Source organism: Caulobacter sp. ALps2, from assembly GCF_058681635.1.
Map to the genome: position 1 here is coordinate 3,438,548 of NZ_CM178743.1, position 12,572 is coordinate 3,451,119.

10 protein-coding genes are annotated in these 12,572 nt (G+C 68.4%); 2 read left to right on the forward strand and 8 right to left on the reverse strand.

Translation table 11 applies throughout. The features are described from left to right. Window positions 1-192 precede the first annotated feature (192 nt). Entirely contained in the window at window positions 193-888 is a 696-nt protein-coding gene (locus ACW173_RS16420; protein ID WP_492081064.1) for a hypothetical protein, read from the reverse strand. Between the two features lie 105 nt (window positions 889-993). Between ACW173_RS16420 and ACW173_RS16425 the strand changes: the two genes are divergently transcribed. Next, window positions 994-2,004 (forward strand): 2-hydroxyacid dehydrogenase, encoded by a 1,011-nt coding sequence (locus ACW173_RS16425; RefSeq protein ID WP_492081065.1) that lies wholly within the window; start codon window positions 994-996, stop codon window positions 2,002-2,004. Between the two features lie 4 nt (window positions 2,005-2,008). Here the strand turns inward: ACW173_RS16425 and ACW173_RS16430 are convergent, their stop codons facing one another. The 5 genes from ACW173_RS16430 to ACW173_RS16450 form a co-directional block, all read right to left on the reverse strand. Next, window positions 2,009-3,562, reverse strand: coding sequence for a tryptophan halogenase family protein (locus tag ACW173_RS16430; RefSeq protein WP_492081067.1), 1,554 nt, complete (start codon window positions 3,560-3,562; stop codon window positions 2,009-2,011). Between the two features lie 123 nt (window positions 3,563-3,685). Then, complete coding sequence (locus tag ACW173_RS16435; protein WP_492081069.1) at window positions 3,686-4,915, reverse strand: PQQ-dependent sugar dehydrogenase; 1,230 nt, start codon at window positions 4,913-4,915, stop codon at window positions 3,686-3,688. 103 nt (window positions 4,916-5,018) lie between these two features. After that, on the reverse strand, window positions 5,019-6,065 hold the full coding sequence (locus ACW173_RS16440) for an oxidoreductase (RefSeq protein ID WP_492081070.1): 1,047 nt from the start codon (window positions 6,063-6,065) through the stop codon (window positions 5,019-5,021). 69 nt (window positions 6,066-6,134) lie between these two features. Then, window positions 6,135-7,409 (reverse strand): MFS transporter, encoded by a 1,275-nt coding sequence (locus ACW173_RS16445; protein ID WP_492081072.1) that lies wholly within the window; start codon window positions 7,407-7,409, stop codon window positions 6,135-6,137. A 38-nt stretch (window positions 7,410-7,447) separates the two neighbouring features. Then, window positions 7,448-8,269 carry a 2-keto-4-pentenoate hydratase gene (locus tag ACW173_RS16450; protein WP_492081073.1) on the reverse strand — a complete coding sequence of 274 codons (822 nt, stop codon included), beginning with the start codon at window positions 8,267-8,269 and terminating at the stop codon, window positions 7,448-7,450. A gap of 350 nt (window positions 8,270-8,619) precedes the next feature. On the opposite strand from ACW173_RS16450, the gene ACW173_RS16455 reads away from it, so the two are divergent. Next, a complete protein-coding gene (locus tag ACW173_RS16455; protein ID WP_492081074.1) occupies window positions 8,620-10,614 on the forward strand; it encodes an ATP-binding protein in 1,995 nt (664 codons plus the stop codon). 10 nt (window positions 10,615-10,624) lie between these two features. Here the strand turns inward: ACW173_RS16455 and ACW173_RS16460 are convergent, their stop codons facing one another. Next, on the reverse strand, window positions 10,625-10,876 hold the full coding sequence (locus ACW173_RS16460) for a hypothetical protein (RefSeq protein ID WP_492081076.1): 252 nt from the start codon (window positions 10,874-10,876) through the stop codon (window positions 10,625-10,627). A gap of 46 nt (window positions 10,877-10,922) precedes the next feature. Then, a complete protein-coding gene (locus ACW173_RS16465) occupies window positions 10,923-12,572 on the reverse strand; it encodes a TadG family pilus assembly protein (RefSeq protein WP_492081077.1) in 1,650 nt (549 codons plus the stop codon).

Genomic DNA, 12,572 nt, shown 5'->3' on the forward strand with positions numbered 1-12,572 from the left:
ACCAGCTCAAACAAACTCCCCCTTGGGCCCGCTTCGGCGGGCCCTTTTCTTTGGGGCTCGAACTCGACTTTCGCGCGCGATCGTCGTCACCTAACAGGGGCGAGCGATCGGACGGCGGCGCGCCGAGCGGCATGGCGCGGTCACGACGCGATACGGAATTCTGGCTTCGGCGGGTACGACATCGCCAAACCCTCAGTCCTGTATGGCCAGGGCGATCGCGGTTGCGACGGCCAGCACCACCGCGGCCGCCTTCAGGAAGCAGCCGGCGGTCACCAGGATCGCCCGGCTCCAGCGGTCGTTGAAGCGCTTCAGCCAAACGACCTGCAGGCCCAGATACCAGATGACGGCGCCGACGATCAGCGCCCAGCCGACGGCCGCCTGGGTCGGAAAGGCCTGGAGGGTCGTGCCGCCGATGCCGATCATCAGGCAGAAGACCGAAGCCGGATAACACTCGCCATAGAACGGGCCGCGCAGGGTCTTGCGGGTCAGGGCCTGTTTGCCGTCGCGTACCTGCTGGACAGCGAACATCAGCGGGAAGACCGCGAACATCAGCGAGCGCAGGATCACCAGGTTCTGGTCCGAACCGAACAGCGTCTCGGCCGCATGGCCGGCATGGGCGAACGGATGCAGGTGCAGGGCCAACTCGAACAGGTGCGAGATCACCAGGCTCAGCATCAGGAACAAGGGCGCGCTCAGCGTGTCCTGGAACTGCTCTTCCTCGGGTTTGCGCAGTTCGGCGCGGGAATAGTCCAGCACCTGGATCGGGCGCAGCAGGGTCCGCAGCAGGGTGCGGGGATAGAAGACCAGCCAGGTCATCACCTCGTAGAGGAACTCCTCGAGCGAGCGGAGGATACGGATGAAGTCCATCTGCGAGGCCTTGTTGAGCATGGCGTCATTCTGAAAGTGTCGAAGCGCGGCGTGTCCACGAGCTTCCCAGATCGCGTCCGGTAGTGGAAGTTCATCGATGCTCACGCGTGGAGAGTGGAGTTCAGCATGCGTCTCGCCGTCTTCTCGGCCAAGGCCTACGACCGGCGGTTCCTGGACGCGGCGAACGCCGGGCTCGGGCACGAGATCGACTATTTCGACGCCCATCTCGATGCGGCGACGGCGCCGCTGGCCGCCGGTTACGCGGCGGTGTGCGTGTTCGTGAACGATCGCCTGGACGCCGCCGCGCTGGCGGCGATCTCCGCCGCTGGCGTCAGGACGGTGGCCCTGCGATGCGCCGGCTACAACAATGTCGACCTGGAAGCCGCCGAAGCGCTTGGGATCATGGTCGTACGCGTGCCGGCCTATTCACCCCAAGCGGTGGCCGAGTTCACCCTGGGCCTGGTCCTGGCGCTGGACCGCAACATTCCACGGGCCTGGAACCGGGTGCGCGAGAACAACTTCGCGCTGGATGGCCTGATCGGCCGCAATCTCTCCGGCCGCGTCGCCGGCGTGATCGGGACCGGCCGTATCGGCGCCCTGGTCGCCCGCATGCTGCGCCTGGGCTTCGGCTGTCAGGTCCTGGCCAGTGACATCGTCCAGGACCCCGAACTGGTCGCGGCCGGCGTTCGTTACGTCCCGGTCGAGACCCTGCTGCGCGAGGCCGATCTGATCTCGCTGCACTGCCCACTGACGCCCGCCACCCGCCACCTGATCGACGCGCGGGTCATCGCGGAGGCCAAGCCGGGCGTCGTCATCGTCAATACCAGCCGCGGCGCCCTGATCGACACCAACGCCCTGATCGACGGGCTGAAGTCCCGCAAGATCGGCGGCGTGGCGCTGGACGTCTACGAACAGGAGGCCGACCTGTTCTTCGAGGACCTGTCCAACGAGATCATCCAGGACGATGTCTTCCAGCGCCTGCTGACCTTTCCCAACGTGCTGATCACCGGTCACCAGGCCTTTCTGACCGAAGAAGCCCTGGACGCGATCGCCCGGACAACGCTGGAGAGCCTGTCGGCGATCGAGGCGGGCGGGACACCCCCGCACCAGGTCGTGGCGGCGGCCGTCAAGGGCTGAGGCCTCAGGTCGGCTCGAACGCCTTGTCGAACCCGAACTTGTTGATCTGGGAGATCAGATCCCGGTGGCTGGGCAGATCCTGGGTCGCGCGGTCGGCGAAGCCGCGGATCTTGGCGAACAACTTGGCGGCGGCGGCGACGTCCGGGAACTCGCCCGCGCCGTCGGTCAGGTCGGTTTTGAAGCCCATGCCGTACAGAATGTACTGGTAGTTGAAGAAGGCGAAGGTCTCGAGATCCAGGATGAAATCGAACCGCGCCGGCGGGCGGTGACGCCACTGTTCCAGCAGGTCGACCAGCCGCTCGGGGATGGTCGCGGGATCGGCATTCTCGCGCCAGAACGGCTCTGGCCGCTGGCTCAACGCATAGTGCAGCTTCAAAAAGACGATGATGTTGTCGTAGCGCGCCGTCATCAGTTCGTTGAAGCGGCGGGCCGGGGCGCTGATCGGGCCTGAGTGCGGGAACAGCTCGGCGATCATCGCCACGGCCGCCTCGATCAGCACGACGCCAGTGGACTCCAGGGGTTCCAGGAAGCCGGCCGACAGGCCCACGGCGACGCAGTTCTTGATCCACTGCTTCTCGCGATAGCCGGCGTCGAAGGCGATCTTGCGGGTCTCCATTTCCGCGCCGCCCACATAGTCCCGCAAGATCGCCTCGGCGCGGTCGTCGTCGATATGGTCGCTGGAATAGACGCAGCCGACGCCGCGGCCGTGGGCCAGGGCGATGTCCCAGATCCAGCCGGCCTCGTGGGCGGTGGCGACGGTGTAGCTCTGGATCGGCGCGTCGGGCCGCTCGTAGGGCGCGCGGCAGGCCATGGCGCGGTCGGCGAACAGGATCGGCTTCACCGACTTGAAGGGCGAGCCCAGGGCCTTGCCGATCAGCTCGGCGCGAAAGCCGCTGCAGTCGATATAGAGGTCGGCGGAGAGGTCGCCATGCTCGGGCGAAACGAGGTGGTCGATCGCGCCGGTCTCGTCCAGGATCGTTTCGGAGAGCGCGCCCCGCAGGTGGCGCACGCCCAGCTCGCGCGCTCGCTCGGCCAGCACCCCCGCCAGCTTGGCGGCGTCGAAGTGGTAGGCATAGTTCAGCGGGCCGGCGAAGTCGCTCTCGTGCGGACGCTTGGGCGCGCGCTGGGCGTCGGCGACGCGGGCCTGGATGGTCACGGCCTCGGCGAAGGGCGCGCGGGTGGCCTCGCTCTGCAGCAGCCAGTAGGGGGCCAGCGACGCGCCTTCGCTCGAGAACGGGGCCTCGAACGGGTGGAAGAAGGCGTGGCGTCGACCGTCCTGGGGCGCGCTGGCCCAGTCGACGAAACGGATGCCCTGCTTGAACGTCGCCGAGGTCTCGCGGATGAACCGCGCCTCGTCGATCCCGAGGAACCGCAGGGTGTTGCGGATGGTGGGGAAGGTGGCCTCGCCGACGCCGATGATCCCGATGTCGGGCGACTCCAGGAGGGTGATCTCCAGGTGCGCCCGCTCGTCCACGCGCAGGGCCTTGGCCAGATAGGCGGCCGTCAGCCAACCGGCTGTCCCGCCGCCCACGATGAGGATGCTTCGCCTGCGCTGCATGCCGGATTGATAGCAGGGTTCGGGGAAGGAGGAGGGAAGTTTGAGGGGCGGGGATGATGTAGGGCCACGCCTACCCCAGGGCATGCCGATTGATGACAGCGCCCCAAGCGTTACGGGGTCTAGTCACCCTTTTGGCGTGATCTTGATCAGCTTGCCGTCGTCCTCGTCGGTGACGACATAGATCGCGCCGTCGGGGCCGGTGACGACGTCGCGGACGCGGCCGCCGATGTCGGTGAACAGGCGTTCCTCGCCGATCACCTTGCCGTCCTTCAGCACCAGGCGGTCGACATGCTGCTCCCTCAGCGAGCCGATCAGCACGCTGCCCTTCAGGGCGGGGAACAGGCTTCCTTCGTAGAAGGTCATGCCCGAGGGCGCGATCACCGGGTCCCAGTAATAGACCGGCTGCTCCAGGCCGTCCTTGGACGTGATCCCGTCGCCGATCGGCTTGCCGGAATATTCCTCGCCATAGGTGACGGTGGCCCAGCCGTAGTTCTTGCCGGCCTCGGGGTGGTTCAGCTCGTCGCCGCCCCTGGCGCCATGTTCGACGGTCCACAGCTTGCCGTTGGGATCGAGGGCGGCGGCCTGCGGGTTGCGGTGGCCGTACGACCAGATCTCGGGCTTGGCGCCGGCCTGGCCCACGAAGGGGTTGTCGGACGGGACCGAGCCATCGGCGTTGATGCGGATGACCTTGCCCAGGGTGGCGTCCAGCTTCTGGGCCTGGACGCGGCCTTCCTGGATCGAGCGCTCGCCGGTGGTGATGAAGAGCTTGCCGTCCGGCGCGAAGACCAGGCGGCCGCCGAAGTGCAGGGCGCTGTCCATCTTCGGGGCCTGGCGCCAGATGACCTGGACGTTCTCCAGCTTCGGTGTCGCGCCGAGGATCAGTTTGCCGCGCGCGGCGCTGGCGCCGTTCACGCTCCCGTCCGCTTCCGAGAAGGTCCAGTAGACCAGGCCGTTCTTGGCGTAGTCAGGATCGATGGCCACGCCCAGCAGGCCGCCCTGGCCCTCGGCGAACACAGGGGGCAGGCCGGCGACGGCGGGCGACAGCTTGCCGTCCTTGCCCAGAATCCGCAGGCGACCGGCGCGCTCGGTGACCAGGATCTCGCCGGTCGGCAGGAAGGCGACACCCCAGGGGTGGTCGAGGCCGCTGGCCAGGGTCGTGTACTGGCCTTGGGTGTGGGAGTTCAGTCCCGGGGCGCGGGTCTGATTGGCGAAAGCCGGCTTCTGCTCGGGCGCATTCGGCGCGCGCGTCTCGACGGGCGCTCCGCTGGCCTGGCCCGGCTGGGCGGGGGCGGGACCACAGGCGGCCAGGGCGGCGGCGAGGGCGGCGGAGGCGGTGAGCAGGGAAGCGCGCATGGCCGCGACCTTAGGATGATTTCCGCGACGTCGGCTACCCGGTGAACGTCGTTTCCCGGACCACGTCCCGGACGGGGCGCGGCGTCCGCATCCCGGCCAAGGTCTAGGCGACCGGCAGTTCGCGCCGCTCGGTCGACGCCCGCTGGGCCAGTTCCAGCAGCGCCATCACCCGCAGGGCCTGCGCGACCGGCACGGGGGAGGGGGCGTCGTGCAGGATGGCCTCGCGGACGCCGGCGTAGAACTGCCGATAGCCGGTGACCTCCGGGCGGACGTCCGTGTGGATCTGGATGTCGTTCTCGACCGTGGTCAGCACGCCGTGGCGACTGTCACGGCCCCAGCCGGACGCGCCGGGGATCATGCCGGCCTTCAGCTGGGCCTCCTGCGGGTCCAGGCCATGCTTGATGAAGCTGCCCTTGGTCCCGTGGACGGCCATGCGCAGGTCCGAGGCGGCGGTCAGCAGGCTGCCGTGCAGGATCACCCGCGGGACCGGATAGCGCAGGGTGACGTGGAAGTAGTCGTCCGCTTCGGCGCCTTCGCGCTGGACGCCGATGTCGGCGGCGACGGCCAGGGGCTCGCCAAACAGCACCAGGGCCTGGTCCAGCAGGTGCGGCCCCAGGTCCATCCAGGCGCCCGCGCCTGGTCCGGCCCGCTCGCGCCAGCGGTCGCGCACCCGCGGGCGGAAGCGGTCGAAGTGGCTCTCGTACTGGACGATCTCGCCCAGAGCGTCCTCGGCGATCAGGCGCCGCAACGTCTGGAAGTCGCTATCCCAGCGGCGGTTGTGGAACACGACCAGCAGCTTGCCGGCCCGGTCGGCCGCGTCGGCCATGGTCCGCGCCTGGGCGGCGTCCAGGGCGAAGGGCTTGTCGACCACCACGTGCTTGCCGGCGGCGAAGGCGGCGATCGCCTGGGGCGCGTGCAGGGCGTTGGGCGTGGCGATGACGACGAGGTCGATGGCCGGATCGGCCAGGGCCTGTTCCAGATCGGCGACGACGCGGGCGGCTGGTAAGTCCGTCGCCACCTTGGTGGGATCGCTCGAGACCACCGTATGGAGCGCGAAGCCCGGCGTGGCGGCGATCAACGGGGCGTGGAAGGTCTTGCCGACATAGCCGTAGCCAACGAGCGCGACATTAAGATCTTGGGCGGTGGTCATGGCCGGGTTCTAACGAAAAGGGCCGGGGATTGCTCCCCGGCCCTGATCGCGTTCGCGTGAAGCGGCGCCTTAGATGGTCACCGGCTCCATCTTCGGTGTCAGCAGGTGGATCACCAGCAGAGCGATCAGATAGGCCGAACCGGCGACGATGAAGATCGGGGTGTAGGTGCCGATCTGCTCCAGCACTTGGCCGATATACTTCGAGAACACCATGCCGCCGAAGGCGCCCAGCATGCCGCCGATGCCGACGACCGACCCGACCGCGCCGCGCGGGAAGACATCCGACGGCAGGGTGTAGAGGTTGGCCGAGAAGCCTTGGTGAGCGGCGGTGGCGACGCCGATGATCAGCACGGCCAGCCACAGGTTGTCGACATTGGCCGCGAACATCACCGGCACGGCCAGCAGGGCGCAGACCAGCATGGTCAGCTTGCGGGCCTTGTTGATGCTGGCGCCGTTCTTCATCAGGGTCGACGACATCCAGCCGCCGCCCACGCTGCCGACGTCCGACAGCAGGTAGATGGCGATCAGCGGCGGACCGAACGACTTCAGGTCGAGGCCGTAGCGCTTGCCCAGGAAGTCCGGCAGCCAGAACAGGAACATCCACCAGATCGGGTCGATCAAGAACTTGCCCAGGGCGAAGGCCCAGGTTTCCTTCTTGGTCAGCAGCTTGCTCCAGCCGATCTTCTCGACGGGGTCGGCCGGATCCTGCTCGATGTGGGCCAGCTCGGCCGCCGACAGGTTCTTCTGCTCGCGCGGGCGGCGGTAGACCAGCAGCCAGATGGGCAGCCAGACCAGGCCCGCGACGCCGGTGACGATGAAGGCCATCTGCCAGCCGAAGGCCAGCACGATGCCCGGCACGACCAGGGGGGTGACGATGGCGCCGATGTTGGTGCCGGCGTTGAAGATGCCGGTGGCGAAGGCGCGTTCCTTCTTGGGGAACCACTCGGCCACGGCCTTGATGCCGCCGGGGAAGCCGCCGGCCTCACCGATGCCCAGGCCCATGCGGGCGATGGCGAAACCGCCGAAGCCGCGCGCGGCGGCGTGGGCGATGTGGGCCACTTGCCAGATCAGGAACGCGATGCCGAAGCCCCAGCGGGCCCCGATCTTGTCCATGATCTTGCCCCACGCCAGGTACGCGAGGGCGTAGGCCAGCTGGAAGTAGAACACGAGGTCGGCGTAGTGCTTCTCGTTCCAGCCGAACTCGTGAGACAGGTCGGCTTTCAGCAGGCCGATCGTCTGGCGATCGACGTAGTTGATGACCATCGCCGCGAACAGCAGGCCGACGATCACCCACCGATACCGTCCGATCTTTTCGGACGGGGCGGGTGCTTTGGAAAAGTCCATGGACACGCCTTCCTTCCCCCTTTTTGTTGGGTCGTTTCTTATTTCGCCGGAACGGCGACGCAATCCACGGTTCCGAACGGGCCGAAATCGATGTGGGCGACGTCGCCGGCGGCCACGTCATGAATGCCCGTGGTCGCACCGGTGGTGACGATCTGACCCTTCTTCAACGGCTTGCCGCGCGCCGCGACGGCGCCGAGCAGGAAGGCCAGGGCGGCCAGCGGAGAGCCCGGGATCGTCGCGGCGGTCGCCTTACCGACCGACTTGCCGTTGATGATGGTCTCGACCGGCATATCCTCCCAGGCGATGTCGCGCCAGTTGGAAATGGCCTGACCAATGATCTGACCATCGTTGTTGCCGAAGTCCGAGCACACGACCGTCGGACCCAGGGCGTTGATGGTGGCCAGCGGGCTGCCGGCGATCTCGACGCCGACCAGCAGCTCGCCGACATACTCGGCGGCCTCCTCGGCGGTCCATTCGGTCTTGTCGGCCGGAGCGTCCTTGCCGAGGCGGATGATGAACTCGGCCTCGACGGCGCAGAAGCCGCCGGCGATGGCGCGGAATTCGTTCGGCGCGCCGACCTTGGCGTCCTGGACCTTGGACTTGAAGATGCAGCCGGCCAGGCGTTCGGCGCCCAGGCGCTCCCGGTGCTGCGGCGGGACCAGGCCCACCTTCCAGCCGACCAGTTCGTCGGGCCACAGGTCGATGGCGATGTCCTGGACCGAATAGCCCTCGGCCATGCTCGAGGGAATCACGCCGCCCGGATAGCCGGGAACCGAAACGCCGTCTTGGCGCGCTTTGACGAATTGGGGGGCGATGGCCGCGGGGGTGAAAACCACGCTGTCGGCCTCAGAAACGGTCACGCCGTAGATCCTCCCTCGAAATTCGGCACAGGTCCCGCTTGGCGGGGGTTGTGACGTCTCTAGTGGAAACCGGTGTCATTGACAATGTGCCCGTGAGGCGCGGCGAAACGGCGTGATTGTCGAATACCCGACCTGGGGTCGCGTCGTGGTCGAGCTTGCTCGACAATTTCAATTGTCGGGCGCAGAAAGTCGCCAGTTTTGTGAATAGGGTTAACAGTAGAAGCGGGTCTTCTGTATCCCGACTTTGCTGCAAGTCGTGTTGTGTGGGGTGCAACTCAGTGGTGTATCGTGGGGAAAAGCTGCTTGAATACCTCGAGAAGCGAAATCGCCATCTGCTTGAAATCTGTCGTGTGCAATCGAAGCTGGTGGCGGCCGATTTCGATCTGGACGAATTCATGCAGATGTCGGTCGACCTTCTGCGGTCGGTGTTCGGAACTGGCGGCGTGGCGGTCGAACTCGTGGATGGGGACGAGATGGTCTATGTCGCCGTCGACGCCAACCATGCCCGCTATCGCGGTCTGAGGCTGTTTCGGGACGCCTCGCTGTCGGGCCGCGCCGCGCGCGAAGGGCGGCTGCTCCGCTGTGACGACACCCACCAGGACCCGCGCGTCGACCGGGTCGCCTGCGAGAAGATCGGGATCCGCTCGATGGTCTGCGCGCCGCTGTTCCAGGACGGCCAGGCCGTGGGCGTGCTGAAGGCGTTCGACACCGCGCCCGACGCCTTCGACCGCGACGACATCGAGACCATCACCCTGGTCGCCGAGACGCTGGGCGCCGCGCTGGGCAAGCAACTCCAGCATGGCGAGCGCGAGGGCCTGATGGTCGAACTGGCCATGGCCCGCGACGAGGCCGAGGCCGAGGCGCGCCGGGCCTACATGGCCGAGGCGATGGGCGGCCTGGGCCGCTGGCGCTACGACTATGTGACCGGGCGCAACGACTGGTCGGATCAGATGTACGACCTGCACGGCCTGCCGCGCGGCCGCGCGGTCAGCGGCGAGCAGATCATGGCCATGGTCCATCCCGACGACGTCGATCGGGTGCGGGCGCTGGTGCGCGAGCCTCGGCCCCAGGGGACGATAGGCGGGTTCATCGACTTTCGCCTGACCCGGGCCGACGGCCAGCAACGCCGCATGCAGGCCATGACCACCGTCGAGCTGGACGCCACGGGCCAGCGCACGGCGGTGATGGGCGTGCTGCGCGACGTGACCGAGCAGTATGAGCGTGAGCAGGCCTTGGCGGACGCCCGCCGCGAGGCCGAGGCCGCAGCCCACACCAAGGCCGCCTTCCTGGCCAACATGACCCACGAGCTGCGCACGCCGCTGACGGCCGTGCTGGGCTTCTCGCGTCTGGTCGAGCGTCGCGCCGATGTCGGCGACGAGAGCCGGGTGCTGGTCCGCCGCATCCTCAACGCTGGCGAGGCCCTGCTGCACACGATCAACGACTTGCTGGACTTCTCGAGGCTGGAGGACGGCCGCGTCGAGATCCGTCCGCGTCCGGTGACGGTGGAAGCCTGCGCCCGCGAGACCCTGGAGCTTCTGTCGCCCCAGGCCGGCGCCAAGCGCCTGGACCTGGACCTGATCGTCGACCCGGCCACGCCCGAGCGGGTGATGTTGGACCCCGACCGGGTGCGCCAGGTGCTGCTGAACCTGGCGGGCAACGCCGTGAAGTTCACCGACGCCGGCGAGGTCACCGTGACCCTGGCGCCCTCTGCGGATGGAACGGCGCTGGTCTGGAGTGTCAGTGACACGGGACCCGGCATCTCGGCCGCGGGCCTCGAGCGGCTGTTCGTTCGCTTCTCGCAGGTCGAGGGCGGCGGCCAGAGCGGCGGGGCGGGTCTGGGCCTGGCCATCTGCAAAGGGCTGGTCGACGCCATGGGCGGGACGATCGGCGTGGAGAGCACGCCGGGGCGGGGCTCGCGCTTCTGGTTCTCGTTGCCGGTCGTGGCGGTCGGCGCGGGCGAGATCGAGGTCGAGGACCACGCCGCTCGTATCAATGGCCGCAGAGTGCTGGTGGCCGACGACAACCCGGCCAACCGACTCCTGCTGCGCACCATCCTGCAGGCCTTCGGGGCCGAGGTGGCCGAGGCGTGTGACGGCGGCGAGGCGGTCGAGTTGGCCGACGGTGGTAGTTTCGACCTGATCCTGATGGACCTGCGCATGCCGGGCCTGGACGGGATCAGCGCCGCCCGCCAGATCCACGCCGCCGGGGCCGCGCGCCCGACGCCGATCCTGGCCTTCTCGGCCGACCGCGACCCGGTTCTGGACGCGGCCCTGTTCCGAGGCGCCGTGCCCAAGCCGATCGAGCCGGAGACCCTGCTGGCCGCCATGGCCAAGGCCATGGTTTAGGGACGATGGCCTAGGTCGGCGGATCGGGTCGCCAGCCATTCTCCAGCAGGTCCAGCGCCATCAGGTGCGCGACCTCCAGGGTCAGCGACTCCAACCCGTCCAGCAGTTCCCGCCGACGCTCCTGGACCGGGGTGTAGGCATAGAGCGCGCAGATGGCGTGCAGTCGGGCGCGGATGTTCGGCGGCTCGAAGCTGGAGCCCAGCAGGCTGAACTCGGACGGCGGCGCCTGGGCCAAGCGAAGCTGGTGATAGGCGAGGGGCATGGGGAGTGACTCCTTTCTAGAGCTGGGCTCATTTCTAGGGTTGGGCTCAGGCGACCAGCGCGGCGTCGCGGCAGCGCAGACCGTTCATGCGGACATCGGCCTGGCCCAGGCGCACGCCGACCAGGGCGGTCAGGCTGTTCAGGGCGTCGTCCAGCGGGGCGGCGACGGGGGCGAGCAGCGCGGCGACCGCGCCGGTCAGGGCGCTTTCGCCAAGGCCCAGGCCCAAGCCCAGGATCGTGGCCTTCAGCGACAGATCGCCCAGCAGGCTCGAGACGGTGGCCTTGGCCAGGTCGTTGGTCGAGACGGTCTTGACCACCCGGCCACGCACCTCATCCTGGCGGAACCGCACGGCCTGCCAGACCTGTCCGCCTAGCGACACCGACGCCTTGCCGCTCACCGAGAACAGCGGGGCCTTGGCGATCGTCGCCGGGGCCGGCGCCAGCGGGGTCTTGAAGTCGTCGAGGGTGTCGGTGTCGATCTCGCCGATCGCCAGGGTCCCGAGGCCGGGGCTGACGTCCAGGGTGGCCTCGTCGTTGGCGCAGGACATGGCCTTCAGCTTGGCCGCGCCCGAGGCGGCCTCGACCAGGATCGGCAGCTTGACCTGGGCCACGGACAGCAGGCCCGAACCGCCGACCTTGGCTTCCAGATAGAGCCGGGTCTGGGCGGTGCGGACAATGACGTCGCGGCTGGCGGTGATCGTCATCCAGGGCGCGTTGTTCGGCGGCTCGCCGATGGCCAGCCAGGCCTTCAGGTCCGCGACGCCCGGCACGGTCGTTCCGAGGTCCAGCTCCACCTGGCGCGCGCCGTTCGACAGCGCCAGCACGGCCTTGGACAGGTTGAGGGCGTCCAGCGTCACCGCTGCTCCGCGACCGCCGGCCACTTGGCTCTGCGGGCCGTAGGGGCCGGGATCGAGCAGGCGGTTCAGCTTGGCCGGGGCGCCGTCGCCGGCGGCCTGGGCCAAGGTGCGGGCCGCGTTCGAGGCGCTCGTCTGGCCCTTGTCGGCAAGGACCCGCGATAAGGCCTTCAGCGCCTCGCCGGTGCTCAGCTTGGCGGCCAGCACCTCGTCGTATGAGGCGGCCGTCAGGTTCAGCTCGGTCTTCAGCGCGTCCATGTAGTCGAACAGGTCGACATCGGCGTCGGCCAGGGCGTCGTAGTCCATTACCGACAGGCTGACCTTGGAGCCGGTCAGGCCGGTCAGCAGGGCGTTGGCCAGGCCGCCGTCCAGCGCCGCCAGCCGCGTGCCGATCGAGAAGCTGGCCAGTTCGGCGCGCGCGGCCGTGGCCTGGCGATTGATGGCCAGGCTGGATTGGCCGCTGACCATGTGGCCGAAATAGAGCGGCGTCTGGGTGCTGATCTTGACGCGCACGGCGTCGGGATCGGCGCCGCCGGCCTGGAACCGCGCCTTGGCGGCCACGGTTTGGTCGGGGGCGTAGCGGCCCTTCTCGACGGTGACGGTCAGGGGGCCGTCCCAGCCGTTGGCGCGGGCCGTGGCGAGGGCGGCGGCCTGGGCGTTGTCCAGATCGCGGGCGGCGGCCAGGGCGGCCAGGTCCGCCGTGCCTTGCAGGCGGCGGGTTTGCAGGAACACCGAGCCCATGTCGACCGCCAGGGCCGTGGCGCCCAGCAGGGCCGACATGGCGACCGCGCCGATCAGCGCAACGCCGCCGTCCTCGTTCGAGGCGAAGTCGCGAGGGGCCAT